23 protein-coding genes are annotated in these 26,783 nt (G+C 59.2%); 11 read left to right on the top strand and 12 right to left on the bottom strand.

The annotated features are described in order from the left end of the window. Window positions 1-98: 98 nt before the first annotated feature. A complete protein-coding gene (locus EV561_RS06785) occupies window positions 99-1,358 on the top strand; it encodes a GNAT family N-acetyltransferase (RefSeq protein WP_132518954.1) in 1,260 nt (419 codons plus the stop codon). Between the two features lie 120 nt (window positions 1,359-1,478). Here EV561_RS06785 and EV561_RS06790 read toward each other — a convergent pair whose 3' ends face one another. From EV561_RS06790 to EV561_RS06825, 9 genes are all read right to left on the bottom strand, one after another. After that, complete coding sequence (locus EV561_RS06790) at window positions 1,479-3,188, bottom strand: arylsulfatase (RefSeq protein WP_132518957.1); 1,710 nt, start codon at window positions 3,186-3,188, stop codon at window positions 1,479-1,481. Between the two features lie 364 nt (window positions 3,189-3,552). Then, complete coding sequence (locus tag EV561_RS06795) at window positions 3,553-5,334, bottom strand: radical SAM protein (protein ID WP_132518960.1); 1,782 nt, start codon at window positions 5,332-5,334, stop codon at window positions 3,553-3,555. A 375-nt stretch (window positions 5,335-5,709) separates the two neighbouring features. Further along, entirely contained in the window at window positions 5,710-7,401 is a 1,692-nt protein-coding gene (locus EV561_RS06800) for a DEAD/DEAH box helicase (RefSeq protein WP_207910497.1), read from the bottom strand. Between the two features lie 350 nt (window positions 7,402-7,751). Beyond that, window positions 7,752-8,078: a nuclear transport factor 2 family protein gene (locus tag EV561_RS06805; RefSeq protein WP_207910498.1), complete on the bottom strand. Its 327-nt coding sequence runs from the start codon at window positions 8,076-8,078 to the stop codon at window positions 7,752-7,754. Beyond that, window positions 8,059-8,181, bottom strand: a complete 123-nt coding sequence (locus EV561_RS38390) for a hypothetical protein (RefSeq protein WP_281024708.1) — start codon at window positions 8,179-8,181, stop codon at window positions 8,059-8,061. The genes EV561_RS06805 and EV561_RS38390 overlap by 20 nt, the downstream gene beginning before the upstream one ends. A gap of 72 nt (window positions 8,182-8,253) precedes the next feature. Then, window positions 8,254-10,311 carry a hybrid sensor histidine kinase/response regulator gene (locus EV561_RS06810; RefSeq protein WP_132518966.1) on the bottom strand — a complete coding sequence of 686 codons (2,058 nt, stop codon included), beginning with the start codon at window positions 10,309-10,311 and terminating at the stop codon, window positions 8,254-8,256. Further along, window positions 10,295-11,803, bottom strand: coding sequence for an ATPase domain-containing protein (locus tag EV561_RS06815; RefSeq protein ID WP_132518969.1), 1,509 nt, complete (start codon window positions 11,801-11,803; stop codon window positions 10,295-10,297). The genes EV561_RS06810 and EV561_RS06815 overlap by 17 nt, the downstream gene beginning before the upstream one ends. 174 nt (window positions 11,804-11,977) lie before the next feature. Beyond that, window positions 11,978-12,283, bottom strand: coding sequence for a hypothetical protein (locus tag EV561_RS06820; RefSeq protein ID WP_132518972.1), 306 nt, complete (start codon window positions 12,281-12,283; stop codon window positions 11,978-11,980). Between the two features lie 135 nt (window positions 12,284-12,418). After that, window positions 12,419-14,005 (bottom strand): trimethylamine methyltransferase family protein, encoded by a 1,587-nt coding sequence (locus EV561_RS06825; RefSeq protein WP_132518975.1) that lies wholly within the window; start codon window positions 14,003-14,005, stop codon window positions 12,419-12,421. 216 nt (window positions 14,006-14,221) lie between these two features. On the opposite strand from EV561_RS06825, the gene EV561_RS06835 reads away from it, so the two are divergent. Further along, window positions 14,222-18,049 (top strand): response regulator, encoded by a 3,828-nt coding sequence (locus EV561_RS06835; protein WP_245512600.1) that lies wholly within the window; start codon window positions 14,222-14,224, stop codon window positions 18,047-18,049. Here the strand turns inward: EV561_RS06835 and mnmD are convergent. Then, complete coding sequence (gene mnmD, locus EV561_RS06840) at window positions 18,030-18,776, bottom strand: tRNA (5-methylaminomethyl-2-thiouridine)(34)-methyltransferase MnmD (protein WP_132518978.1); 747 nt, start codon at window positions 18,774-18,776, stop codon at window positions 18,030-18,032. The genes EV561_RS06835 and mnmD overlap by 20 nt on opposite strands. On the opposite strand from mnmD, the gene EV561_RS06845 reads away from it, so the two are divergent. The 9 genes from EV561_RS06845 (at window position 18,775) to uraH (ending at window position 24,922) form a co-directional block, all read left to right on the top strand. Then, window positions 18,775-19,959, top strand: a complete 1,185-nt coding sequence (locus EV561_RS06845) for an FAD-binding oxidoreductase (protein ID WP_132518981.1) — start codon at window positions 18,775-18,777, stop codon at window positions 19,957-19,959. The two genes, mnmD and EV561_RS06845, sit on opposite strands and share 2 nt — an antisense overlap. A gap of 108 nt (window positions 19,960-20,067) precedes the next feature. Beyond that, entirely contained in the window at window positions 20,068-20,775 is a 708-nt protein-coding gene (locus tag EV561_RS06850; protein ID WP_132518984.1) for a DUF1045 domain-containing protein, read from the top strand. Between the two features lie 111 nt (window positions 20,776-20,886). Continuing rightward, window positions 20,887-21,825 (top strand): allantoinase PuuE, encoded by a 939-nt coding sequence (puuE, locus tag EV561_RS06855; RefSeq protein WP_132518987.1) that lies wholly within the window; start codon window positions 20,887-20,889, stop codon window positions 21,823-21,825. After that, the gene (gene uraD, locus EV561_RS06860) at window positions 21,825-22,322 is read left to right on the top strand and encodes a 2-oxo-4-hydroxy-4-carboxy-5-ureidoimidazoline decarboxylase (RefSeq protein ID WP_132518989.1); all 498 of its coding nucleotides are present in this window, start codon (window positions 21,825-21,827) and stop codon (window positions 22,320-22,322) included. The genes puuE and uraD overlap by 1 nt, the downstream gene beginning before the upstream one ends. Further along, window positions 22,323-23,345 (top strand): allantoicase, encoded by a 1,023-nt coding sequence (gene alc / locus EV561_RS06865; RefSeq protein ID WP_132518992.1) that lies wholly within the window; start codon window positions 22,323-22,325, stop codon window positions 23,343-23,345. It abuts the gene before it with no gap. A 68-nt stretch (window positions 23,346-23,413) separates the two neighbouring features. Further along, complete coding sequence (locus tag EV561_RS06870) at window positions 23,414-23,704, top strand: nucleotidyltransferase family protein (protein ID WP_132518995.1); 291 nt, start codon at window positions 23,414-23,416, stop codon at window positions 23,702-23,704. Then, a complete protein-coding gene (locus EV561_RS06875) occupies window positions 23,701-24,063 on the top strand; it encodes a DUF86 domain-containing protein (RefSeq protein ID WP_132518998.1) in 363 nt (120 codons plus the stop codon). Before EV561_RS06870 ends, EV561_RS06875 begins: the two co-directional genes overlap by 4 nt. Window positions 24,064-24,068: 5 nt before the next feature. Then, entirely contained in the window at window positions 24,069-24,569 is a 501-nt protein-coding gene (locus EV561_RS06880; protein ID WP_132519001.1) for an ureidoglycolate lyase, read from the top strand. Next, on the top strand, window positions 24,566-24,922 hold the full coding sequence (gene uraH / locus EV561_RS06885; protein ID WP_132519004.1) for a hydroxyisourate hydrolase: 357 nt from the start codon (window positions 24,566-24,568) through the stop codon (window positions 24,920-24,922). Before EV561_RS06880 ends, uraH begins: the two co-directional genes overlap by 4 nt. 141 nt (window positions 24,923-25,063) lie before the next feature. Here uraH and EV561_RS06890 read toward each other — a convergent pair whose 3' ends face one another. Next, window positions 25,064-26,206 (bottom strand): alpha-hydroxy acid oxidase, encoded by a 1,143-nt coding sequence (locus tag EV561_RS06890; protein ID WP_132519007.1) that lies wholly within the window; start codon window positions 26,204-26,206, stop codon window positions 25,064-25,066. A 97-nt stretch (window positions 26,207-26,303) separates the two neighbouring features. After that, on the bottom strand, window positions 26,304-26,720 hold the full coding sequence (locus EV561_RS06895) for a helix-turn-helix domain-containing protein (RefSeq protein WP_132519010.1): 417 nt from the start codon (window positions 26,718-26,720) through the stop codon (window positions 26,304-26,306). Window positions 26,721-26,783: the final 63 nt, after the last annotated feature.

The raw sequence follows: 26,783 nt of genomic DNA on the forward strand, positions 1-26,783 counted from the left end.
TTTGATCCGATTTTCCGGAAATACGTTTAAAGTTATAGTATAATTGTAACTATTATTAACCATGGAATTAAGCTTGGCTTACATATTTTAAGGTTCTGGTGTATTTTCTAAACAGTTTATTACTACTCGCCGATCAGCCGGTAAAACCTACAGTTCAATTGAAGAAAAACGTAAAACGATTGCGTTCATTGATGGATTTAGAGATGAAAGCGTTGGATATAAACGGTTCTGCCGATCGAAACTGTCTCGTCATTACCGATCTAAGCCAGATGGCAGAGCTGGAAGGCGAGTGGAACGCGCTTTGGCTGAAAGCCAAAGGCTCATTTTATCAAAGCTATTCAGTCGCGTATCACAGCTGGGTTGAAATTTCCGAGCCGGCCGGTCGTTCGCTCTTTTGCGTCGTCGTTCGCGAAAAAGGCAAGCTCGTTCTTGTCTTTCCCTTGGTGAGATATCGCAATGGTCCGTGCTCGATGGTTCGCCCTCTCGGGCCGGATGCTGCGCAAACCACGGACGTTCTGGTTGATCCTGAATCAGAGTACCAAGAGAATCTCAGGCTGGCATGGCAGGCAATCGAACGACTGTCCAAAGTCGATATCGTCCGCATGCCCTTCGTGAAGGTCGGATCACATCTTGATCAATTGATCAATTCCAAGCGAAACTTCGCCAGCGAGCTCGATATCGCACCCTTTGCGGATCTGCAGGACCTGAAGAGCTGGGACGAATATGCCAAGATAATTGGCGCAAACTCCCGCCAGCAACTCAATCGGAAGCGGAAACGGCTTTCCGAAATGGGTGCCTTTGAGTTTATCGAAGTCGATCCGGTTGCTGATCCGACCTACGCCGTCGAGCTCATGGAGTGGATGTTTGCCCAGAAGAAAATATGGTCTGAGAGGGTCGGTAAACACGGTCCCTGGATAACGTCCCAAGACTATCGAAACTTTATGTACAAGTGGATCACGGATCCCAACAATATTCAGATGATGCGCATCTATGCGATCGTCATCGATAAAGTGCCGATTGCGATGAAGCTGGCATCTTACTGCCTATCGCATATGGATCTGATCATTGCCGCGTTCCATTCCGATCCGAAATACGCGAAATATTCGCCAGGATTCGTGCTCGATGAATTTTGGATGAAGATCGTATTCGAGAAGGGCCTGAACGTCGATTTTGGCGCGGGCAATGAGGCGTACAAGTTGTTCTGGTCGAGAAATGTCAAAAACGACCTGGCGAGCTATCACATTCCGCAAACTTTGATCGGAAACACGGCCACAGGATTGTGGCGCCTGAAGCGCGAGACAATGGCGCATCTGGCCGAGCGCAGGAAGCGGCCGGTTGAGCTGTCGAATGCAGCCTGATCGATAGGCTCGGTTGGAATCCAAGTCTTCACGATGGGCAGGCTCGGCCGTTAAGCAACGGATGCACGTTTTCGAGCGATGTTGGCCTCGCGATGGAGACCAGCATCGCTCGTCCTTGTGTCAGTTGCCAGTGGGCATCGGGATATTGAAGCCCTCTTTGCCGAGTTCATCTCGCAACCATTGGAATTGCTGATATCTCGAAATTTCAATCGGACCGGTGTAAGTCTCGCTTTGAAGTTTGCGTGGAGGATATTTTACATAGGTCTCCATCAATTGCTTGATGGCATCGCTGATCGTCACCATGGTCCACGTGCGCTCGGTGTAATTGTTCATGAAGATGTCGTAGCGCTCCTGAGGGTCCTGCCAGAGGTCGAAAACCTGCGGGACCGTGGCGACATACTTTTCCGCGCCTTTCCATCCGAGATTGCTGTCGACCGCCAGGCCGCCGGTAGACTGCCCATCATCACCACGTAAGTTGAACACGGCCTTGTAATTACCGACGCGGGCGGCGCCGGGAGATAGTTCATTCTCGGTGAAATAGAACCATGACGTCCGCTCCGACTTGCCGGTTCCCAGAAGGATTGGCGACATGTCGAAGCTATCGAAGATGATCGGCTGGCCCTCGCGGTCCTTGTCGGGGAGGGCAATGCCTGCAACCGAAGCAAATGTCGCCATCAGATCGAGACCGCCGACGATGTCATGATTTTTGGAGTTGGGTTTGATCTTGCCAGGCCAAACCGCGATGGCGGGAACGCGATTGCCGCCTTCGCGAACCGTTCCCTTCGTGCCACGGAATGGCGTATAGCCGGCGTCGGGATAGACGTCCTGCCAGGCGCCGTTGTCGGTCGTGTAGAACACCAGCGTGTTTCTATCCAGGCCGGTTTCATGGAGCTTGTCCATGATGCGCCCAATCCTGGTATCCAGTTCAACGATGCTGTCGGCATATTTCGACTTCGACATCGACTTATGCTCGAACTCCGGTGCCGGCATGTTCGGCTGATGCACCTTCATGAAGTTCACGTCGATGAAGAACGGCTTGTCGGATTTGGCTGCTTCATCGAGAAATCCAAGGGCGGCCTTCTCGACGTAGCTGTCGAAGAACGGAATACCGACGACTCCCTCGGCGCCGTTTATCGTGGGGGTATCGACATACTGGCCATTGATCTTGAACTCTTCCACGGCCTTTTCGCCGGCCTTGCCGGACAACGCGCCCTTGGTTACCCGCTGGAACATGGCCCGCAGTTTCGGGTCCATATCAGGGAACCAGGTCGGGTCGGCGTAGGTGTAGGCATTGAGGTGGTAGAGACCGCAATACTTCATTTCGTCGAAGCCCTGGGCATTCGGCAGCGCGTAATCCGCCTCGCCAAGATGCCATTTCCCCGTGAAATAGGTATTATAGCCGCCCAGTTTCAGAACAGAGGCAAGCGTCCATTCCGCAGCCGGAAGGCCGCCACCTTGACCCTGGAATGCCACTGTCGTCATGCCGCTCCGGTTCGGAATGCGTCCGGTTATCATGGCAGCGCGACCGGGCGTGCAACTGGGCTGGGCGTAGAAATCGAAGAAGGTCATTCCCTGGTCGGCCATCTTGTCGATATTCGGTGTCGGCATTCCCCGTCCTTCGCCGCCGCCATAGGGGCCGAGGTCGCCATAGCCGGTGTCATCCGAAACAATCAGAAGGATGTTTGGTTTTGGCTGGGCTTGCTGCGCACTCGCCGGGAGCGCCAGGGGCGCGAGGAAGGTCAGCGCAGCAACGCACGACCCCAGGAGTTTCTTTTGTAAACCCGTAGACGCGTACCCTAACGAATTTGATTGATCGGCTTTCTCCAACATTGTCAGCTTCCTCCCTGCGATGGATCATCGCGCGAAAAATTGATCTCAGAAGACATGCGTCTGCATCGATTGACAGCTAACTCGCAAAGCTACGCCTGATTATTCGAAGCGAATTCCGACCCGCCAATACGGCGAAAGGGGAACAAGGGATCGGCAGCGCAAGGCCAGTTGTGGCCGCACTGAAAAGCTGCGCTTTCTCGTGGGAGTACACAAGTACGTTACGGTAACAACCGTCGTAAACGGATTGCACGGCCAGTGGTACAGGGGCGGTTCGGGCGCGAAGCGGCCAACGGCCGCATTCGCCCCGATACCGTTTAGCCTGGAGCGGCCTGTCGGCCGGCAAAGCCTCCCGAGCGGCCGGTGATCAGGCCGCCGAACTGCCGTGGGTCAATGCGGCGATCTTCTTGACGTGAGATACGGCTGCCGTGCCGCCTGCCGTCTTGGTGAAGAGCGAGAGCTTTTCATCGTCGTCATCGGCAACTGGTGTCAGGGCCTTGTCCATATAGGTCTTGGAGGCCGGGTCCTTGGCGATGAAATAGGCCGATATGGCGAGCTTGCCGATCACGCCGGCGAGCTTCACATGCTTGACGACGGTTTCAGCGACAAAGCTCGGCCAGAAGAGGAGGGGGCTTACTGGCCTGAGGCCGGGGCGGCGCTCCGAGGGGTGCTTGAGGCGCAGCAGGCCGCTCTGCAGCGGGTGGACGTTTTCAAGCGGCACCGTCGTTGCGAAGGAGACAAGCACCTTGACGAGGCTGCTGAGCGAAATCCCGGTGGCTACCGCGCGACGCAGCAGCGTCTTCATGTGTTCCTTCGAATAGTAAAGCTGCCAGGCCTCCTGATAGATGCCTTCCCACTCCTGCTTGGTCATCTTCGGATGAGCGGTGCAGACGTGCTCGACGTCGTAGATGTTGAGATCGGGGTCCATCTCGATGCCCTTCTTCCAGAGCACCTGATGGTCCTCGGAGCCGGGCAGAGGCGTCAGCACGAAGAACTCGATGACGTCGAGCGGCAGTTCTTCCTGGATGATCTTGATATCGCGGCGGATCGATTCCGGCGTGTCCGCCGGGAAGCCGAGGATGTAGCCGGCGAGCGTCATGATGCCTTGCGCCTTCCAGGCGAGCAGCATCTTGCGATATTCGGTGATCTTGTTCTGGTTCTTCTTGGCGGCGGTCAGATTGTCAGGATTGACGTTTTCCAGGCCGATGAAGACGCGGGTGACGCCGGCGCGCTTGGACTTCTCGATGAAGTTCGGGATCTTGTGGCACAGCGTATCGACCTGGATCATGAGGCCGAGCGGAATGCCATCCCTTTCCTTCAGTTCGATGAGGCGATCGAAGATCGCCTCCCAATCCTTGTTGCGGGCGAAATTGTCGTCGGTGATGAAGAACTTATGGATCCCCTGTGCCCAGTTCATCCGGACCAGCCGCTCGACATCGTCCGCCGAGCGGAAGCGCGACTTGCGGCCCTGGACGTTGATGATGGTGCAGAAGGAGCACTGGTAGGGGCAGCCGCGGCCGGCATCGAAGCTGGTGCTGAGGCCGAGCGTGTGCTGGATGTTATCCTTCGGCAGGAAGGGGACGGGCGTGCCGCCGATGCCCGGAAGGTCGTTCATGAAATTGTAGAGCGGCTTCAATTCACCGGCGACGGTGTCGCGCAGCACCATGTCCAACCGGCCCTCGGCTTCGCCGGCGAACATGGAAATGCCCATCTCGCGGCAGGCGTCGAGTTCGATCGCCGTTCCGTCGAGCATCGACAGGCAGCCCGAGATGTGGAAACCGCCCATGGATACGGGAAGGCCCGCCTTGCGGAACGGGCGCGCAATATCGAGCGCGCGCGGATACTGGTTCGACTGCACGCCAATCAGGAAGATCATGCCGAAATTGTCGTGCTTGCGGAACTGCTCAAGGATCGCCTTGGTATTCACGCGAGTATTGGTCTCGTCGACAACCGTGATATCGATCGCGACATCGGGGCCAAGAACCTGCCGCTCCGCGCAATCCTTCGCTATCCCGTAGATCGCAGCCAGGGAATTCGAGGGGATCATCGCCCTCCACCAGCGGATGACATACCCATCGTCGTCATAGTGGGACGGCTTGATCAGAACCAGCTGGAAACGTCTATGAGCAGTCTCTGGAGCATTTGACAAGGTATATCTTTCGCTTGAGGCGAGGGCTTTGGAAGCGCCGACGTGTCGGCCACAAGTAAGCGTCCGTCTTCTTGGGTTCAATACGACCGGCGTGTGTCAGATGGAAGAATGGGGGCCGGGCATATGTTGGAGTGATCGTTCAAACAAACCGCGGTCAGCGGGTAGAGCCAAATCCGGGCCGAAATCGGACGGGCGAGAGCCTTTCAGCTCTACATGAGAAATCCTCGGCTTGCAGGTCAGAGATTATCGGCAAGCGTTAACACTTACAAGGCCGCCGACCTCGGCGCTCCTGCGACCGCCGCGCACCAGCCGTGGTAATCAACAGCTATTCAAAAAGCAAAGGGCCGGATTTTCGTCCGGCCCGTCTTTTCAAGATCAGGCGCGTTCGCGGCGCTGGCCGCCACCGCCGTTGCGGGGGCCGCGGCGCTTCATGCCGCCATTGCCGTCTTGACGTTCGCCGCCGCCATGGTTCTGGCCCTGGCTGCGCTCTTCGCCATGACGACCGGACGGACGGCCATGCGAATGACGCTGGCCGCGATGGGCGCCGTCATGGTTGGCGCCACCGTTTGCGTTGGCCGGACCATTGCGATGCGGCTTGGCGGCCGGGCGGAAATCCGACGTCGAAGCGAGATCGTTGTCTGGACCCTGCGGAGCGGCCTCGCCACGGCGCTGGCCGCGGAAGTCCTCGTTGCGACGGGGTTCGCGCTGCGGACGGGCATCGCGGGCAGGGCGCTCGCGGCGCTCTTCGCCATGAGCCCGGGCTTCGCCATGACCACGACCTTCGCCATGCGGACGGCCTTCGGCACGCTCGCCTTCGCGGCGCGGACGACGCTCCTGGCGCTGACTGGGCCGCTGTTCGCCGCCACGGTTTTCGCTACGGCCTTCGCCGCCGCGGTTGCGGTTGTTGGCGCGGCGCGGGCCGGCGCTCATGTTTGCCGGCGGCTCGCCACTGGCAACGGTGATCTCGATATTCATCAGCCGTTCGATGTCACGCAGCAGGCGTGCTTCGTCGGGCGCGCAGAAGGCGATGGCGATGCCTTCGCGGCCGGCGCGGGCGGTGCGGCCGATGCGATGGACGTAGGCGTCGGGAACTTCCGGCAGGTCGTAGTTGTAGACATGGCTGACAGCCGGGATGTCGATGCCGCGGGCAGCGACGTCGGTGGCGATCAGCGTCTTGATCTCGCCGTCACGGAAAGCCTTGAGGGCGCGTTCGCGCTGGCCCTGGCTCTTGTTGCCGTGGATGGAGGCAACCGAATAGCCGACCGTTTCGAGATGCTTCATCAGCTTCTCGGCGCCATGCTTGGTGCGCAGGAAGACGATGGCGCGGCCGTCAGGATTTGCTGTCAGCGACTTCTTGAGAAGGTCGGTCTTGTCGTTCTTGCCGCCGGTGAAGTGGACATACTGCTCGATCTTGTCGGCAGCCTTGCCGGGTGGCGTAACTTCCACCTTGACCGGATCGGTCAGGAAGTCGGCGGCCAGGTCTGCGATCGACTTCGGCATGGTCGCCGAAAACAGCATCGTCTGGCGGCGGGCCGGAACCAGCTTGGCGATCTTGCGCAGGTCATGGACGAAGCCGAGGTCGAGCATCTGGTCGGCTTCGTCGAGGACGAGATAACGAACGTTGCCGAGCGAGATGGCGCGACGGTTGATGAGGTCGAGCAGACGGCCGGGCGTCGCGACGAGGATGTCGGTGCCCTTTTCAAGCTGCAGCTGCTGCTTGTTGATCGACACGCCGCCGACGACGACGTTGATGCGCAGCGGCGACTTGCGGATGAAGTTCTTCAGGTTGGTGGCGATCTGGTTCACCAGCTCGCGGGTCGGCGCCAGGATCAGCGTCCGGGTCGTGCGGTTGTCAGGACGGCGCTCGTCCTTCATCAGCTTTTCGATCAGCGGCAGGCCGAACGCAGCGGTCTTGCCGGTGCCCGTTTGAGCGAGGCCGATCAGATCGCGGCCTTCGAGGAGGAGAGGGATGGCCTGTTCCTGGATCGGCGTCGGGGTTTCGATGCCGAGCTGGAAGAGGGTCGCCACAACCGGCTTGGAAACGCCAAGCGATTCAAAATTGGTCAATTCAATACCTTTCGGGGCGCCAAGACGAATAGCCGGGTCGCACCACGCGGTCCGGTTTCATTCTGGCGTCAAGAACCCCGCGTGAAGTGGGAACTTGTAAGTTGGAAAAAGCTTCCAGCGCGTCCGACTGCCAAAGGGCGGCAGTCTCATTTCAAAAGCGCTTTTGTCCTTCTCTTGCGATTTTCTTGTCTCGCAGGGCTCGCTCACGCGGCGGCCGGAAGGTGAAAGCTGGTCTGCATTTGGTCTTATTCGCCGGCAAAGTCAAGTGTGCAACTGCGAAAAGGCTGGATATGGGTATTGCAGCGACAGAGAGACTGCCGGATTGAGGATGGTAGTCACCACCCGCTGCCTCAATCGGTAGCGGGCACGGAGTGATGCTCGTGTGCGATGCGCCAGTGACCGCCGACCTTGCGCAGGCCTACAGTTAGCCGAAACAGAAAACCGTCCTTGTCGACGGGATTGCTGGACGAGTCCGGTCCGCACCACATGACGGCAACCGCGAAGGCAACGTCCGAGCCCGCGGTAATGGCGAGTTCCCGGAAGTCAAAAGGTGTATTGGGCTTGTGGTAGCGGAAAAACAGCTCCCAAGTCTGCGCGTAGGCTTCCATGCCTCTGCTTTGAAGCGGCGGTGGCACGTCGAACATCACCATGTCCTGCTCATGCTGCGTCCTGCTCATGCTGCGCCAGAATGGCAGAGATATCGTGTCGGCGAACGGCATCCGCCCAGCCCTCGAGAAGGGCCTCGATTTTGGCTTCTTCGCTCTCGGCCTGTTCGGGCATGGTCTGGACTCCTGCTTGCGATTTCCGGGCGGACTAAGACATCTCGGCTCGGGAAGCGAACACCGGCTATCGCTAAGCGGCCGCGACGACCTTGCCGATCTCGACGGCCAGCTGTTCCTGCGTATAGGGCTTGGCAAGCCTTGAGACGTCGAGGTCCACGCCGGGTGGCAGTTCGGCATAGCCCGATGCGATGAGGACAGGCAGATGGGGCGCAATTTCGCGTGCCGCCTTGGCAAGCTCGCCACCGGTCATGCCGGGCATCGAATAGTCCGTGATCATCAGGTCGAAGTCCATTTCGCTGCCGAGGTACTCGAGCGCTTCCTGTCCGGAATGTGCCTCGACCACCTCATGTCCGAGATCGACCAGCATGTCCGCGGAGCTCATCGCGATCAACAGATCATCGTCGACCAACAGTATCCGCTTTGGTCCTGATGTTTCCCGCCTGCTGCTCGGCGCCGTCTCTCGCTGTTCCGCTTCGGTGACGGCTGTTGTCGAAACGGGGATCCAGAGTTCTGCCGTCGTTCCTTTGCCGACCGTGCTCTCCAACTTCAGGTCACCATTCAGCTGCAGGGCAAGTCCATGGATCATCGAGAGCCCGAGCCCGGTCCCCTTGCCAAGCTCCTTGGTTGAGAAGAATGGCTCGATCGCCTTTTGAAGCGTCTCCTTGCTCATCCCATGCCCCTGGTCGGCAACGGAAAGGACGACATAGTGGCCCGCGGCGAGTTCCTCCGTTGTCGAATGCTGCTCCGCCTCTTTCAGCTCAATCCTGATGGCCCCCCCATCAGGCATCGCGTCACGGGCATTGACGGCCAGATTGAGAAGCGCCAGCTCGACCTGATTGGCGTCTGCCGAAACCGGAGGGAGATGGTCCGGAACCGCCATTTCGATGAGTATGGTGGAGCCGACCGACCGTTTCAGAAAATCTTCCATTCCGCGCACCAGCGCACAAAGATCGACCGGCGCGACATGCAAATCCTGCCGACGGGCAAATGCGAGCAGCCTTTGCGTCAGGGAGGCGCCGCGCCTCGCTCCTTGCAACGCACCTTCAATCAATCGCGTCGCCTTGTTGTCGTCTCCCACATATTTCCGAAGTAGCTCGAGATTGCTCAGAACGGCCATCAAGAGGTTATTGAAGTCATGAGCCACTCCCCCCGTGAGCTGACCAATCGCTTCCATTTTCTGTGCTTGGCGAAGCTGCTCTTCCGCACGTTCGCGCTGGGAGATTTCCGCCATTACGACGGCGTGAGCTTGCTTCAATTCGCGGGTGCGCTCAGCGACTCTTTCCTCCAGTATCTCGTTTAGCTGTCGCTGCTGCTCTTCTGCTTCGACACGCGCAGTAATGTCTGCAGAAACACCTACCAGCTTGATCGCTTTGCCCAAGCGATCCCTATAGAGCTGAGCATGGATTTCGGCCCAATGCACGGATCCATCGCTCCAAATTGTTCTGTATGCGATGGAATAGTCAGTGCCGGTTTCAAGAGTGGCCCTTACCGCTTCTTGCATTCGCTCCAGATCATCTGGATGAATGCTATCCAGAAGGTCGTGGTAGGTGAGATGATCGTCAGGTCCCCGACCGAAGACCTGTTTGCAGACGTTCGAAGTGGTCAGAACGTTGGTTGCAAGATCGAGTTCCCATGCGCCGAGCCGCCCGGCTTCGATCGCTGTCTGAAGGCGCCGTTCTCCCTCATCCAAAGCTTCGATACGGAGCCGTGCCTCGTACTGCCGACGCCGCCCACGCAACGCCGAACGGGCAACGCTGACAAACGTGGTCGCATGAAACGGCCTTTCGATAAAGCTGACATTGCCCAGCACTTCTGAAAGCCGGGCGGCGGCGGGGTTTCGCTCGGGGCCTCCGCCGCGATTTGTCAAAGTAATGAACGGCAGGTCGGACCAGCTTGGCTGTGCTTCGATCCATATCGAGATTGCGCGCAAATCCGCCGAACGCACCGCCTCTTCCGTGATTATGGCAAATGCGATGTCGTCGTTCAGTGCGGCGACAAATCCGGCGAGATCGGGCACTATTTTCGATCCCATGCCTGCCTCCTGAAGCAACGACGATGCAATCTGCGCGTCGCGCCCCAAGGGAGCTAGGATCAAGCCAATCGCGTCTCTGTTAGAAATGATCGCCATCCTCGTCTGACGGGGAAAGCATTGCCTGCGTTTCTCCTATGAATGTCGGTACTCCGCGCAGCACGCCTTGAAAGCCCGAAAGGGGGTCGCCCAAGCTGAGCCCAACATCGGTTATCCGGAATTCGCGTATGGTTTCCTCGTGCCTGCCGGTACGCTTCTTGATTACGGACACGGCCCTGCGGACTTTGCCCAGAGCTTCGAAATAGCGGAGCAATATCACTGTGTCTGCGAGATAAGTCACGTCGACCGGCGATTTCATATCTCCGACAAGGCCGTGCTGGGCCACTGTCAGGAACGTGTTCACCCCCTGCCGATTAAGATATTGCAGCAGTTCATGCATGTGAAGGATTAGAGCATTTTCCTCCGGCATGGACGCCTGGTAGCCGTTGATACTGTCGATCACGACTGTCTTTGCGTCAAAGCTCGCGACCCGATCCCTGACACGCTGAGCGAATTCTCCGGGGGAGAGCTCCGCTGCGTCCAATTGCTCAATGTGGATCAGGCCATCGTCGTGCATCCTTTGCAAGTCGAGACCCATGGATTTGGTCCGCGAAAATAGTAGTCCCAATTCCTCATCGAAGATAAAAACGGCGGCCTTCTCGCCTCGTTTGATCGTGGCATCGACAAACTGCAGTGCAAAGAGGCTTTTGCCCGTCCCCGCCGGACCAATCAAAAGCGTGCTTGAACCGCGTTCGATCCCGCCACCGAGAAGGTCATCGAACTCCTTGATGCCGCTTTGCAGCGTCGTTCGTTCAAAGCCACTTCGATGTTCTATGGCACGCAGACGCGGGAATACGGCTACTCCGCCCGTCTTGATGATGAAATCGTGATAGCCGCCGCGAAAGGGCTGACCGCGGTATTTGATGACGCGCAGTCGCCGCCGCTCCGAACCATAGTCCGGAGCCAGCTGCTCAAGATGAATAACGCCGTGAACGACACTGTGGACCGTCTTATCGAGGGTGTCGGAGGTCATGTCATCGAGAAGCAGGACGGTTGCATCCGACCGCGAAAAGAAGTGCTTGAGCGCCAGAATCTGGCGCCGATATCGCAGCGAGCTTTGAGCAAGCAACCTGATCTCCGAAAGACTGTCGATCACAACCCTATGTGGTTTCAGCCGCTCGAACGCTTCGAAGATAAGCTTTGTCGTCTCGCCCAGCTCAAGGTCCGACGAATAGAGCAGACTTTGCTGTTGATCGGCGTCAAGCAGGCTTTCGGGAGGAACGAGTTCGAAAATCTCGATCGTGTCGCCAAATTCCATTCCGTGTGAGTGCGCGCTATCACGCAACTCATCTTCGCTTTCCGAAAGACTGATATAAAGGCAGCGCTCGCCCAGCGCGGCACCTTCAAGGAGGAATTGCAAGGCGATCGTGGTTTTGCCAGTTCCCGGTGAACCTTCGAGAAGGAATACGTGACGACGTGTCAAGCCGCCAGATAGTACATCGTCGAGACCCCCAACGCCTGTTCGTGCCTTAATATTCAACGCTTCAACCACTTTTTTCTCCTAGGTAATTCTAGGAGATAGGTCGGGGTTCCTGAAAGCAAACACCACCTTCCGGCCAAAATCGAAATATCGCTCCATTGCCAGCGGCATGATGCGAGCCAAGAGGCTGGGCACAAAAAAAGCGCCGCCGAAAACGGCGGCGCTCTCGAATAAGCTCAGAGCCGATCAGCGGCAAACGCGGATGTGGTGGCGGTGGCCCCAACGATCGCGTTCCCAGGTCCACCAGCAGTGGCCGCGGTAATAGACCGGGTAGGCATAGGCGGGCGGATAAGCATAATATGCGGGGTAGGCCGGATAGGCGGGCGCAACGGCTTGCGCGGCGAGCGCGCCACCGATGATGCCGCCTGCAAGGCCGCCGACGACGGCTGCCCCGTAAGGACGGGCATTGGCGGTTTCGGCAGAGGTAAGCGCGACACCGCCAAGTGTCAGCGCTATCAGACCTGCCGCCGTTACAGAACGAAGCACGGACATGAAATTCCCTTTCCTCAAATAGGCTTATGTTAAGCCGCTAACAAATTCCGTGCGAAACGCGGCAATGTCGTGGCGAGGTTGGGGGCAGGCGATTAAATTTTGTTCATGTTTCCGGCGAAAGCTGCTGATTTTACTCTAGAAATCGGTCGGCACACCGCCCTCCGCCTTACGCTTGGCGACGAAGGCGTCGAGCTCTTCCTCAACGGCGGGATCGATAGGCGGACGCTCGTAGGCGGCCAGCGTTTCCTTGAAGACCCGGTTGGCATGGTCGTAAGTCGTCGGCCGTCCCGCTTCGGTCCAGGTCTCGAAGTTGCGCCAGTCCGAGAGGATGGGCGAATAGAAGGCTGTCTCGTAGCGGTCGAGCGTGTGCTGCGTGCCGAAATAATGGCCGCCGGGACCGACGTCGCGCACGGCGTCAAGTGCCAACGCCTCCGGGCTGACGTCGAGCGGCTTCAGGAATTCCGCGACCATCTGCAGAAGATCGACATCAAGGATGAATTTCTCGAAGGACGCAGTCAAGCCGCCTTCGGTCCAGCCTGCCGAATGCAGCACGAAATTGCCGCCGCCCTGCGTCAGCGCCCAGAGCGACAGAGTCGATTCATAGGCCGACTGCGCGTCGATCGTGTTCGAGGCATTGGTGTTCGATGTGCGGTAGGGGAAGCCGTAGCGGCGGGCGAGCTGGCCGCCGGCGACGACGGCCTTCATGTATTCCGGCGTACCGAAGGCGGGCGCGCCCGTCTTCATGTCGACGTTGGAGGTGAAGCCGCCATACATGACCGGCGCGCCCTTGCGCACCATCTGGGTAAAGGCGATGCCGCAGAGCGCTTCGGCATTCTGCTGCACTAGCGCGCCGGCGATGGTTACAGGCGCCATGGCGCCCGCCAGCGTGAACGGCGTCATGATGACCACCTGATTGCGCGAGGACATTTCGATAATGCCCTGCAGCATCGGTCCATCAAGGCGCAGCGGTGAGGAGGAATTGATGACGGTAAAGAGGGAGGGTTCGGCCTCCATCTGCTCCATCGTGATGCCACGGCCGATGCGGGCGATCTCGATAGCGTCGAGATTGCGCTGCTTTCCAAGCGAATAACAATGGAAGGCCTTGTCCGTCAGCTTGACGATATCCGAGAGGCAGTCGAGGTGGCGCACCGAGGCGTGGATGTCGATCGGCTCGACCGGATAGCCGCCCGTCAGGTGGACGACATCATAGGATTGGGCAAGCTTGATCAGCTTGCGGAAATCTTCCTGGTTGCCGGCCCGGCGTCCGCCTTCGCGGTCCGAGACGAAGGGCGCGGATGCGACCTGGGCGAAGACGAGGTTCTTGCCGCCGATCTGGACATTGCGCTGCGGATTGCGCGCATGCAGCGTGAAGGTTGACGGGACCGTCGATATCAGCTCTGTGATCATGGCGCGATCGAAGCGCACGCGCTCGGTGCCCGGCGTCACGTCGGCGCCGGCTGCCTTCATCCGCTCGCGTGCCTCCGGCAGGATGACGTCCATGCCAATTTCTTCGAGAACGGTCAGCGACGCGTTGTGGATATCTTCCAGCGCATCCGCCGAGAGGATTTCCGTGCGGGCCAGATTGTTGACGAGATTGAGGTATTTTGAGCCGCTCGACTTGCGGCTGCGTTCGGCGCCGCGCCCACCGGTGCGCCGCCGCCGCTCTGCCGGGATGGTGGCGGTTTCAGTCTCGTGCAAGCCTGTCTTTGTAATGTCGCTCATTGTTCCCGGTCCGCTTGGGGTTCGAACGTGATTTTTGGCAGAGTTCGGCGATCGATGCTCTTGCCGTTTGCGACGAAGGCGTGACCGTTCTGGGATAGTCTGTTGTCTGGACGCGACGTTGCCTGTTGTCGGAATTATGGTTAACGACTTGTTAGCGTTGGGGGGATTAGTTTGGATAGCCGGCACGGTTTTACGACGCAGAAGAAAGAGCCTTTGTTGACTGAGCGGGGAGAATTGCTGGAGATCGCCTGTCGCCGGATCGCCGATCTGGAACAGCCGGCCTATGTCAAAAACAGCGATCTTCGCTATGTCGCCGTCAACAAGGCCTATGCGCGCTTTTTCCAGAGGGATGTTTCCGACTTCATCGGTCAGCGCAGTCGTGATCTTTTTGATTCGGCCGATGAGCATGATCGGGAAGACAAGGAGCGGCGCGCGCTTGTCTTCGGCAGCGAAGAGGTGGCGATCCGTTTCGACCCCGCTGCTCGAAATGCCTTCCGAATGCAGATCGAAAGTTTCCGTCCGACCGAAGAGCGGGCCTATGTCTTCGGGATGCTTATGGATGCTCCGCCGGAACGGACCGAGACGCCGGCGATGGCCGCGAAAAGATTGGCCGAGGACGCGGTCAGCGATCTTCAGCGCGTCCAGGAGCTCCTTGAAAATGCGCCTCATCCTGTCGGCATTTTTGCAGATGACGGGCGCGCGATCATTGCCAACGCCGCTTTTCGCCAACAGGTCGAAGATGCATCCGCTGGGAAGGAATCATCCCAGGCGTCGACAGCCGATGCCATCAGCCCTTCGAACACCGAGCAGGATTTTCACTCGCTTCTTGCCGGAAACGCATTCGATCTGATGGATGTAGGCTTCTGCATCTATAACGAACAGAACGTGCTGATCCACGCCAACGGTCCGTGGCGCGAGTTTTACGATCCGATCATTGGCACCGAACCCACCGGCCTTACCATACGCCAGATTTGCGAGAAGATTTTCGATTCCTACGTGGAGCATTATCCGGAGCAGATCGCTGCCGCCAGAATGGACCGTGAGAGCTGGGTCGGACGTCGCGTTACCGAATATACTCAGCCATATCAGGATGTCGTAGAGCGGCGGCTTAACGGCCGCTGGATGCGCAGCATCAACCGACGTCTATCGAACGGCCTCCTCATCGGCCTGCGGATCGATGTCACCGAATTCAAGCAGCAGGAAATCCTGCTGCGCAAGCATATCGACGAGACCGAGCTCTATCTGACAATTCTGGAAGACCTGCCGGTGGCGGCTTTCGTGCGCGATTCCGATCACAAGCTGTTCTATGCGAACGAGGCCTATGCCAGCATGACCGGTTTCTCGCGCGACGAAGTGCTCGGGAAAACCGAGCGCCAGATGTTCGATACCGGTGCGGAAGACTTTTTTGCCGAGAACGAACAGGTCCTGGAAGAGGGGCGCATGTTCGAATTCGAGGGCGAGGTCGTCGATTCGCGGCTCGTCACGCATCCGATCATCACCCGCGTCAACCGCGTTACGACCTCGGACAAGCGGAGCTACGCCGTCGGTTCGATGATCGATATCTCCGCGTTGAAGCTCAGGGAGAAGCAGCTCATCCAGGAGCAGGCGCGGACCGAAGCGCTTCACCAGGATCTGGAACACATCCTGATGGCCATGCCTGCCGGCGTGATGATCATGGATGCGGATTTCAAGGTCGAGTATGCGAACGACGCGCTCTACGACATCTGGGATTTTCCGAAAGACGAGCCATTGCTCGGCAAGCCGTTGCGCGACCTCGTTGCCAAGCACAAGGAACTCGGCCGATACGGCAATGACGGTCGCAGCCTCGATGAAATATACCAGGACCGCCTGCAGGCGTTCCGGTCCGCGGGCGCCCACAGCAGATCCGAGCTGACCTTCGAGGACGGCAAGACCGTCATTTTGGATTTTCGGCGCATCTCCGGCGATCGGCTGCTGCTCTCCTATGCGGATATTTCCTTCGTTCGCGAGCAGGAGCGCGAGATAACCAAGGCTCGCAACGCGCTCGAAATGCTCGGGGAGCTGATGAAGGACACGACCCATGCCATGTCGCAGGGGCTTCTCATTGCGCAGGACGGTAATATCCTTCTCAGCAACGATACCTTGCCGGACATGCTGCGCGTCCCACCTGAGCTTTTTTCTGCCGGCCAGAGCTGGCGCGCCGCCTTCGAATATTGTGCGGCACGCGGCGATTTTGGCGACGATCCGGAGCAGCAGCGTTTGCTTTGGGCCGAAGACCTGAAGGCCCACCGCCCGTTTTCAACGGTCTTTCGCGTGGCCGGCGAAAACTGGATACAGCTCGATGCATCCTTCAGCGAAGGCGATCGATGGGTCATCGTCCTCTCCGACGTGACGGACCTAAAAGAGCGCGAGGCGGAATTGCAGCGGCTTCTGGCCCGCAGCGAGACCGCCGATCGCGCCAAGTCGGAATTCCTCGCCAATATGAGCCACGAGATCCGCACGCCGATGAACGGTGTGCTCGGCATGGCCGAGTTACTTGCCAAGACTAATCTGGATGCGCGGCAGAAGACATTCATCGATGTCATCGTGAAGTCGGGCAACGCGCTGCTCACGATCATCAACGACATACTCGATTTCTCCAAGATCGATGCCGGGCAGATGGGCCTTCGCAAGGTTGCCTTCGATCCTATCGAGGCCGTGGAAGATGTTGCGACGCTGCTGTCGTCGCCGGCGGCGGAAAAAAACATCGAGCTTCTGGTGCACGCGTCTCCATCCATGCCGCCCGCGCTGCTTGGAGATGCCGGCCGGTTTCGGCAGATCGTCACCAATCTCGTCGGCAACGCCATCAAGTTTACCGAGCGCGGGCATGTTCTTGTCGATATCGGCTACAACGTGGTCGAGAACGGCGAAGTCATGCTGACTTTGCGTGTCGAGGATACCGGCATCGGCATTCCCGAAGACAAGGTCGATTCCATTTTCGAGAAATTCTCTCAGGTCGATTCATCCTCGACGCGCCGTCATGAAGGTACTGGTCTCGGACTGGCGATTACGGCGGGTCTGGTCGATCTCTTCGGCGGGTATATCGAGGTCGAGAGCGAATGGGGCAGGGGTTCCGCCTTCACCGTGCATCTGCCGCTACCTGTTGCGGGGACCCGAAACGAGGTCAAGCAGGTACCGGTCAATGTCAAGGGTGCGCGTATTCTCGTCATAGACGACAACGAGATCAATCGTCGCATTCTGAGCGAACAGCTCGAGATGTGGGGCTTCGACAGCTTCGCCGCCGAGGACGGCGATACAGGACTGGCAATTCTCAATGCTGCCGCCGAGATGGAGCTTCCGGTCGATGCCGTCATCCTCGATTATCATATGCCTGTTATGAACGGGGCCGAGGTCGCGAAGGTTATCCGCAGCGACCACAGACACGACGGTGTGTCACTGATCTTTTTGACTTCGATGGACGTGGCGGCCAGCGAGAAGGAATTCGCAGCGGCAAGCGGTCAGGCCCACCTCATGAAGCCCGTTCGTGGTAATGTGCTGCGCAATACGATCGTCGAGGTAGTCCGTGCGGGGCGTCAGCCGCGTGTGCGCGAAGCCGTGCAGGATGCAGTCGTGGCGATCGGCGCTGTCGAACAATCGCTGCCGTTGCGGCCGGTCAATGCCATCGATGTGCTGGTCGCCGAGGACAATGAGGTCAACCAGATCGTATTCACCCAGATCCTGCAGGCGACCGACCTGCGCTTTCTGGTCGTCGCGAACGGCGAGGAAGCGGTCGATGCCTGGAAACAGCTGCAGCCGGCACTGATCATGATGGACGTTTCGATGCCTGTCATGAATGGCCATCAGGCCACGCGCGCCATCCGCCGCCTGGAGGCAGAGGCCGGCCGTGACTGGCACACGCCGATCATCGGCGTGACTGCGCATGCGCTCGACGCCGATCGCGACATGTGCCTGGAGGCTGGAATGGACGACTACATGTCGAAGCCGATCAGCCCCGAACTGCTCGAAGGCAAGGTACGGCGCTGGCTTGGCGATCGCCTGGGCAAGGTCAGCGAAACCGGGGTGTGATCCGGCCTTTTACGCCGCAAAGCATTTCCCGCTTGCCGGCGAAGCCCTTGCGTCGTTCCACGGTAAAGCCGGCGGCCTGAAGACTGCGGCGGACGAAGCCGGCTGCTGCGTAGGTCGCAAAGGTGCCGCCAGGCGCCGACCTGTCGTGCACAAGCTGCAGTAATTCGGGCGACCACATGTCGCTGTTGCGCGACGGCGCAAACCCGTCGAGATACCAGGCATCGAAGCCCGGCGCGGCGTTGCGCACACCCTCCAGCGCAGGGCCGCAGACGACGCTCAGACGAGTCTGCTCATCGAGACGCAGCTCAACCGTATCCTTGGGGTCCTTTGGCCACATCGCAACGAGAGCCTTGCGCTCCGAATCGATTTCCGGCCAGCGCGACAGGGCGCGATCGATTTCCTCGGCCTGCATCGGGTAAAGCTCGAAGGACATGAAATGCAGCTCTGCGCCGGCGCTGCGGTTCAGCTTCCATTGCCGCCATGTCTCGCAGAAATTCAGCGCGGTGCCGAAGCCGAGTTCGCCGATAAGGAAGGTGGCCTGTTCTTGCCAGCGGGCGGGCAGGCCGTTGCCGTCGAGGAAGACGTGGCCGCACTCGAGCCGGCCGTCGGTCTGGCAATAAAAGTGATCGCCAAAGGCCGTCGAATAGGGCATATCGCCGTCTCGCCATTCGAGGGCAGCGGAATTGCCCTCCTGCTTCGGCATCTGATCGGAAACTGGATCTGTCATGGGGAAAGCCGATAATCCTGCACGGCCCGCCGGTCAATCGTCTGCCGATCTCCTGATCGTCGGTGGCGGTATCATGGGGCTCTGGGCTGCGGTTCATGCCGAGCAGCTGGGCGTCGGCACGCTTCTGGTCGATGCGGGATATCTCGGGCAGGGCGCGAGCGGTGGCGTGCTTGGCGCACTGATGCCCCATATGCCGGATCGCTGGTCGGACAAGAAACAGTTTCAGCTGGAGGCGCTGGTCGCTCTGGAGACCGAGATCGCTCGGATCGAGGCGGAAACAGGGCTTTCCGCCGGCTATCGCCGTTCCGGTCGGCTCATTCCGCTGCCGAAGCCGCATCTGCGCACGATCGCTTTGCGTCATGAGCAGGATGCCGTGAACAACTGGCGCCATGACGGTCGCGAATTCCGGTGGCACGTGCTTGACGCACCGCCGGTCGATGATTGGATCGATCCCACCGCCGGAGCCAGCGGCTTCGTCCAAGACACGCTGGCTGCCCGCGTCGCGCCGAGATCGCTCGTGGCCGCTCTGGCCGCATTTCTGCGTGGGGCTCGGCATGTTCGCATCATCGAGGGACTGGCGATCGACGGCCTCGATCCCGACCGCGGGATCGCATCGACACGCCAGGGCGAAATCCGGTTTGACCGCTGTATTCTCTCCGCCGGCCATCGGTCCTTTCCGATGTTGGATGGGATGACAACGGCGCTGCAATCACCGCTCGGCCAGCCGGTGAAGGGGCAGGCTGCCTTGCTCAAGGCGGATGTCGACCCCGGCATGCCTGTCATCTTTCGCGACGGGCTCTATGTCGTCGCGCATGAGGGCGGCCACGTCGCGGTCGGCAGCACCAGCGAGGATCGTTTCGACGATCCCTTGTCGACCGACGAACGGTTGGACGACCTTTTGACTTCTGCCCGCAGCCTTGTCCCTTCGCTCGGCGGCGCCGAAGTGGTTGAGCGCTGGGCCGGGCTTCGGCCGAAGGCGATCGATCGCGATCCTATGGTCGGCGCCCACCCGGAGCATCCGTCGTTGATCGCGCTTACCGGCGGCTTCAAGGTCAGCTTCGGACTTGCGCATCAATTAGCGGCAGCGGCTGTTTATGAGGCATTTCGCATTCTACCTCTGATATATCTGCCTGAAACATTTACCTTGAAGAACCACATTGCTGTTGCTTCACGCAAAACGTGAATGTGAGACCGTCTCAGGTCGTTAATCTGTCATGCAAATCACCTATTTCCTTCGCCATCTGCTTCTAGCGGATTCGCCGATTGCAACCTGAACGAAAGAGGAGATCGCATGCGCCACGCCATTTGCTTCACGCCGTCTGTCAGCGATCCGCTAACGCTGGTTGCCGCCAATTGGCTGGGCCGCAACATATATTCCGGCGCCATGATCGATCCTCCGGCTATCCGGGGCCTCGGTATCCAGGAGATCGCCTACCATACCGCCGTGCCGCGCCGTTATGGTTTTCACGGCGAGCTGAAGGCGCCTTTCCGCCTTGCCAACGAGGCCGACGAACCGGCTCTTCTGCGCGATCTCATGCGCTTCTCCGGCACCCTCGCTCCCTTCGAGATCCCACGACTGGAAGTTGCTAGGCTCGGGAACGCTTTCGGGCTCGTGCCGTCCTTTCCCTGTGCGTCGCTCAACTACCTGGCGGCGGCGCTGGTGCAGGAATTTGACCGCTACCGTGCGCCGCTGACCGAGGCCGAGATCGACCGCTGCGATCCGGATGGTCTCTCGGCAACGCAGTTCGCCAACCTGCACCGCTGGGGTTGCGCGCATGTCATGGACGAATTTCGCTTCCATATGATGCTGACGGGACCTGTCTGTCAGGCCGACATGCCTCGCATCGAGCAGGCGCTACGGGCCTTCTTCGAGCCGGTTCTTACCGCGCCGGTCCCCGTTTCCAATATCGCCTTGATGATGGAGGAAGGAGCAGGCGGTCCGTTCCGCGTGCATTCTCTTCACCCGATGGGCAGGGTGAGTGCCCGTAAGAGCGCTTGAGGCAATAATCTAAAAGCTTGCGTTTCAAGGGAAAAACGCGGTTTCTTTCTTTCCGTCTCGACAATCCCGTCATCCATGCTTACCGTCTGTTCCATTCGAAAGGGTGGTTCGATGGTGTCCGATACATATCCTCGCAATCTGGTCGGCTATGGCCGCAACACGCCCGATCCGAAATGGCCGGGCGATGCCCGTGTCGCCGTGCAGTTCGTCATCAATTACGAGGAGGGCGGCGAGAGCTCTATCCTCGACGGCGATCCGGCCTCCGAAAACCTTCTGTCCGAGATCGTCGGTGCTGCCGCCTGGCCGAACCAGCGCAACCTCAACATGGAATCGATCTACGAATATGGTTCCCGCAGCGGGTTCTGGCGCCTCTGGCGGATGTTCACCGAACTCAAGGTGCAGGCGACCGTCTATGGCGTGACGCTTGCCATGGCGCGCAATCCGGAAGCGGTGGCAGCCATGAAGGAAGCTGGCTGGGAAATCGCCAGCCACGGTTATCGCTGGCTGGAATACAAGGATTTTCCCGAGGATCTGGAGCGCAAGCACATTCTCGAGGCGGTGCGGCTGCATACCGAGCTCACCGGCGAGCGGCCCTACGGAATGTACCAGGGCAAGCCTTCCGACAACACGCTGCGGCTGGTGCAGGAAGAGGGCGGCTTCCTCTATTCCTCCGACTCCTACGCCGACGATCTGCCTTACTGGGTCAATGGGGTGGACGGAAATCCGTTCCTGATCATCCCCTATACGCTCGAAACGAACGACATGCGGTTTGCGACGCCGCAGGGGTTCAACTCCGGCGACCAGTTCTTCACCTATCTCAAGGACGCCTTCGATACGCTTTACGAAGAAGGCAAGGCCGGCAGCCCGAAGATGATGTCGGTCGGGCTCCACTGCCGTCTCGTCGGCCGCCCTGGGCGCGCCGCGGCATTGAGGCGTTTCATCGAATATGTGCTCAAGCACGACAAGGTCTGGGTCCCGCGGCGCATCGAGATTGCGCAACATTGGCACCAGCACTATAAGCCCGATTCAACTGCGGCAGGAGCGATCTGATGGTGACCCGCGAGGATTTCGTGGCGCGCTTCGGCGGCGTCTTCGAGCACTCTCCTTTCATCGCGGAGCGGGCGCATGATGCAGGTCGCATCGTCGAGCCGCTGCTGTGCGTCGAGGTGCATGTGGCGATGGTCGCGGCATTCCGCGCTGCGGAGGCGAACGAGCGGCTTGGTGTACTGAAGGCGCATCCGGATCTCGCTGGCAAGCTCGCGATTGCGGGCGAACTGACGGAAGACAGCAGGCGCGAGCAGGCCGGCGCTGGCCTAGACCGCCTGAGCGCCGAAGAGCATGCGCGCTTCACCGCGCTCAACACCGCTTACACCGAGAAATTCGGCTTTCCCTTCATCATTGCCGTGAAGGGGCTGAACAAGGACGATATCCTCGCGGCCTTTGAAACGCGCGTCGGCAACGATCGCGATGAGGAATTTTCGACCGCTGCCGCGCAGGTGGAAAAGATCGCCCTGCTGCGCCTGCAATCCATGCTTCCGGAGACCTGAATGACAGAGACTGCCAAGATCGAACTGCCGTCCTTTGCGGTAGGCGCCGTCAACCTCGCATCCGCCTTCCTGGGCGCCAAGGGGCTCTATGCGACCGACGAATTCTTCGCGCCGCTCGAGCGGATGCTGCAGGATGCACCGGCGGTTTTCGATCCCGATCTCTACGACGACAACGGCAAGTACATGGATGGCTGGGAAAGCCGGCGCAAGCGCGTTGCCGGCCACGACTGGTCGATCATCAAGCTTGCCATGCCGGGCCGCATCTTCGGCTTCGATGTCGATACGCATTTCTTCACCGGCAACTATCCGCCGCATTGCTCGATCGAGGCGGCTTTCGTCGAAAGCGGCGATCCGAGCGATGCGATCGAGTGGACTGAGCTTCTCGCTAAATCGCCGCTCGGGCCGAGCGCACAGCATTTCTTCGAAAATGTCGACAGGCAAAAGGTCTGGACGCATCTGCGCCTGCATATCTATCCCGACGGTGGCGTCGCGCGCCTGCGTGTCTACGGTTCGGCCTATTTCGACTGGTCGAAGGTTGGTGCTGCCGAAGAGGTCGATCTCGCCTATATCTTCAACGGCGCCAAGTCGCTCGCCTGGTCGGACGCGCATTACGGCCACCCCGACAAGATCCTGGGCCCCGGCCGCGGTCGCAACATGGGCGACGGTTGGGAAACCAAGCGCCGCCGCGGCCCCGGCCACGACTGGGCGATCATCCGCCTCGGTCATACAGGTACGATCAAGCGCGTCGTGGTCGATACGCACTTTTACAAGGGCAATTTCCCAGATACATGCGAACTGATGGGTGCCTATCTACCCGATCTCGGCGATACGCTGACCGAGGCTGAGATTACCGCTTCCGAGCAGTGGAAGCCGATCCTGTCGCGCAGCAAGCTCCAGGCGGACCATATCCACGAATACGGCGCCGAAGCCGTCGCTGATATCGGACCGGTCACGCATGTGCGCTACGCCATGCATCCCGATGGCGGCACGATGCGGCTGAGGCTCTACGGCAACAAGGGCTGAGAACCGGGCGTGAGCTTTTTTCTTTCACGGCACTTGGCTATAGTCGCGGCATCGGGAAGGATGCCGCGATGAGACCGTCGGAAGCATTGGAGAAGAATAGGCAGGCGATCCGGGAGATTGTCGCGCGTCGGCAACTTTCCAATCCGCGTGTCTATGGATCGGTATTGAGAGGCGAAGATCGCGTCGACAGCGATCTCGACATCCTTGTCGATCCCTCGGCCACGACGACCCTGTTCACGCTTGGCGGCGTTCAGTGGGAACTGGAAGATGCGCTCGGCATCCGGGTCGATGTGAAAGTTCCGGGCGATTTCCCCGCGAAGGTTAGGGACCGTATCCTGTCGGAAGCTCTGGCCATATGACCGAAGACCGGCTTTTCACCTATCTTGATCGAATGGAAACCGCGGCATCGCGGGCGATTGGCTATGTGGTCGATATGGAGAAGGCCACGTTTTATCGCGATCAGCGGACGCAGGATGCGGTGATTGCAAATGTCGCTGCCATTGGGGAGTGCGTGACCAAGATTATGGATACCTATCCCGAATTCGTGGTCGATCATCCGCAAATACCGTGGCGGGATATCCGCACCATGCGCAATCGCGTTGCGCATCAATATTTCGAAGTCGATGTCGATACCGTCTGGCTGACGGTCAAGATCAAGATGCCGGAGTTGCTGCAGGAACTCGATTCCCTCCGCAACTGGCGCGCCCAAGGCGAATGACATTCATGTCCCAGCATCTCGAAATCCATCCGCTCACCAAAGCCGCCTTCGCCCTCTTCGGCGATGTCATCGAGGCCGATCCGGCGACGATGCGCTATATCAATGGCGGCACGACCGAGCGCTTTCATGCGCTGGCGGCGCCGGAGGCTGCGGGCGAGGGTGCGCGCGTCATCATCAATCTCTTCCGTGGCCAGCCGCGGGCCTTTCCCTATGAGGTTGGAATGATGGAGCGGCATCCTTTCGGCAGCCAGAGCTTTTCACCGATCTCGGGGCGGCCGTTTCTGGTCGTCGTATCCGCAGACGAGGCCGGCCGGCCGGGCAGGCCGCAGGTGTTTCTTGCGCGCGGCGACCAGGGCGTGAACTATCGCCGCAATGTCTGGCATCACCCGTTGATTGCGCTGGGCGAGCCTAGCGATTTTCTTGTTGTCGACCGCGAAGGTCCCGGCAACAATCTGGAAGAATTCTTCTTCGAAACGCCTTTTACCATCGGAGCGCCGACCCCATGACCGGACTGACCACCCATGTGCTCGATACCGCGCTCGGCAAACCTGCGCAGGGGCTGAGGATCGATCTTTTCAAGATCGATGGCGAGGCGCGCAAGCATCTGAAGGCTGTGGAGACCAACGCGGATGGTCGCGTCGATGGCGGGCCTATCCTTATTGGCGAAGACTTTCAGGTCGGCTCCTATGAGCTTCTGTTCCACGCGGGCGATTATCTGCGCGCCACAGGCGCGACGCTGACGGAGCCTGCATTTCTCGATCTCGTTCCCATCCGCTTCGGCATTGCCGACACGACGGGGCACTATCACGTCCCGTTGCTGATCTCGCCCTATGGCTATTCGACCTATCGCGGAAGCTAAGGCAATTCCAGCAAAAGTGTAACACGGTTTTGCGCCGGGAATTGCGTCAAATCAAAGAGATAAAGCTTTTCCGCGCTTCGAGGAAAAGCGGAAATGTTCTAGACGGCCTGCGACCATCAGGCCGCAAGCCGAAATACGCATTTACTGCCGTCCGGCGATGATGGACGAGTTGACGTCCTTGATATCCCGCTTGCCGCAGAGGGCCATGGTGATATCCATTTCCTTGCGGATGATGCCGAGCGCGAGGCTGACGCCTTCCTTGCCCATGGCGCCGAGGCCGTAGAGGAAAGGCCGGCCAATGAAGGTGCCCTTGGCGCCGAGCGCCACGGCCTTCAGGACGTCCTGGCCGGAGCGGATGCCCCCATCCAGATGCACCTCAATCTTGTGCCCGACCGCATCGACGATCGAGGGCAGCATGCTGATCGTCGAGGGTGCGCCGTCCAGCTGACGGCCGCCATGGTTGGAGACGATGATCGCATCGGCGCCGCTGTCGGCTGCGGCCTTCGCGTCCTCGACGTCGAGGATGCCCTTGATGATCAGTGGTCCGCCCCATTGTTCCTTGATCCAGGAAACGTCGGCCCAGGACAATTGCGGGTCGAACTGCTCGTTCGTCCAGACGGAGAGCGAAGAGAGGTCCGACACATTCTTGGCGTGGCCGACGATGTTGCGGAAGGTATGGCGCTTGGTCTGCAGCATGCGCATGCACCAGACCGGCCGGGTCGCCATCTGCCAGATATGGTTAGGAGTGAATTTCGGCGGGGCGGAGAGGCCGTTTCGCACATCCTTGTGGCGCTGCCCGAGAATCTGCAGGTCGGCGGTCAGGACCAGCGCCGAGCATTTGGCCGCCTTGGCGCGGTTGATCAGATTGAGGACAAAGTCCTTGTCCTTCATCACATAAAGCTGGAACCAGAAGGGCTTTGACGTGACCGAGGCAACATCCTCGATCGAGCAGATGCTCATCGTCGAGAGCGTGAAGGGAATGCCGAATTCCTCAGCGGCGCGCGCTGCCAGCATCTCGCCGTCGGCATGCTGCATGCCGGTCAATCCCGTCGGCGCAAGCGCGACCGGCATGGATACCTTTTGCCCGACCATCGTCGTTTCCAGCGTACGGTTCGTCATGTCGACGAGAACGCGCTGGCGCAGCTTGATCTTTGCGAAGTCCGCTTCGTTGGCCCGATAGGTCGATTCCGTCCACGCGCCGGAATCGGCATAGTCAAAGAACATCTTCGGCACACGACGCTGAGCGAGTGTCTTGAGATCGGCGATGGTAAGCGGAGTGGCCATTGCGGATTGCCTTCACATGTGAATAGTTTACTCGCCCATAACACGATTTTCGCAGCAATGTTATGGAAATTTAATGCTCGCCGGGATTGTCCAGTGGCTAGGTATGCGGACCGTCGAGGACTTGTCCAGAGGGGACATCGACCGCCGGTTCCTTGCTTGCGGCCCATTTGAGCAAGGCGTCTAGGGCCGGGCAGAGCGCTTGTCCCCAATCGGTCAGACCATATTCTACCTTCGGCGGTACCTGATGATGGACGATCCTTCTGACGACGCCATCGGCTTCCATCTGCCGAAGCTGCTGGATCAGCATTTTCTGGGATATGGCCGGGATAGCCTTTTCCAGTTCCGAGAAGCGTAAAAGCTTGCCACCGAACAGGTGGAAGAGAATGACCAGCTTCCAGCGACCCTCGAGGATGCGCAAGACATTCTCCACGCCGCTTGCCGCGGCCGATGGTGTCGAGAAGTCGTTGGGCTTACTTTCGGGTAAGTACCCTACTTTTTCGTGCGTTCTTGCCATTTCTCTTGCTTAACACCATTTTCAGGTCAGCGCAACGCCAAGGCGAAGCGTGAACGGCGGCGC

It is taken from the genome of Rhizobium sp. BK376 (assembly GCF_004341625.1).
In the GTDB taxonomy this organism is placed as follows: domain Bacteria; phylum Pseudomonadota; class Alphaproteobacteria; order Rhizobiales; family Rhizobiaceae; genus Rhizobium.

Bases quoted from the DNA above. Each gene is read 5' to 3' on its own strand.
- EV561_RS06890 (WP_132519007.1), bottom strand. From the start codon at position 26,206: ATGGCCACTCCGCTTACCATCGCCGATCTCAAGACACTCGCTCAGCGT.
- EV561_RS06850 (WP_132518984.1), top strand. From the start codon at position 20,068: ATGCGCCACGCCATTTGCTTCACGCCGTCTGTCAGCGATCCGCTAACG.
- EV561_RS06790 (WP_132518957.1), bottom strand. From the start codon at position 3,188: ATGTTGGAGAAAGCCGATCAATCAAATTCGTTAGGGTACGCGTCTACG.
- uraD (WP_132518989.1), top strand. From the start codon at position 21,825: ATGGTGACCCGCGAGGATTTCGTGGCGCGCTTCGGCGGCGTCTTCGAG.
- EV561_RS38390 (WP_281024708.1), bottom strand. From the start codon at position 8,181: ATGCCCGAACAGGCCGAGAGCGAAGAAGCCAAAATCGAGGCCCTTCTC.
- alc (WP_132518992.1), top strand. From the start codon at position 22,323: ATGACAGAGACTGCCAAGATCGAACTGCCGTCCTTTGCGGTAGGCGCC.
- EV561_RS06820 (WP_132518972.1), bottom strand. From the start codon at position 12,283: ATGTCCGTGCTTCGTTCTGTAACGGCGGCAGGTCTGATAGCGCTGACA.
- EV561_RS06880 (WP_132519001.1), top strand. From the start codon at position 24,069: ATGTCCCAGCATCTCGAAATCCATCCGCTCACCAAAGCCGCCTTCGCC.
- EV561_RS06870 (WP_132518995.1), top strand. From the start codon at position 23,414: ATGAGACCGTCGGAAGCATTGGAGAAGAATAGGCAGGCGATCCGGGAG.
- mnmD (WP_132518978.1), bottom strand. From the start codon at position 18,776: ATGACAGATCCAGTTTCCGATCAGATGCCGAAGCAGGAGGGCAATTCC.
- EV561_RS06845 (WP_132518981.1), top strand. From the start codon at position 18,775: ATGGGGAAAGCCGATAATCCTGCACGGCCCGCCGGTCAATCGTCTGCC.
- EV561_RS06875 (WP_132518998.1), top strand. From the start codon at position 23,701: ATGACCGAAGACCGGCTTTTCACCTATCTTGATCGAATGGAAACCGCG.
- uraH (WP_132519004.1), top strand. From the start codon at position 24,566: ATGACCGGACTGACCACCCATGTGCTCGATACCGCGCTCGGCAAACCT.
- puuE (WP_132518987.1), top strand. From the start codon at position 20,887: ATGGTGTCCGATACATATCCTCGCAATCTGGTCGGCTATGGCCGCAAC.
- EV561_RS06805 (WP_207910498.1), bottom strand. From the start codon at position 8,078: ATGAGCAGGACGCAGCATGAGCAGGACATGGTGATGTTCGACGTGCCA.
- EV561_RS06810 (WP_132518966.1), bottom strand. From the start codon at position 10,311: ATGGCGATCATTTCTAACAGAGACGCGATTGGCTTGATCCTAGCTCCC.
- EV561_RS06895 (WP_132519010.1), bottom strand. From the start codon at position 26,720: ATGGCAAGAACGCACGAAAAAGTAGGGTACTTACCCGAAAGTAAGCCC.
- EV561_RS06825 (WP_132518975.1), bottom strand. From the start codon at position 14,005: ATGAGCGACATTACAAAGACAGGCTTGCACGAGACTGAAACCGCCACC.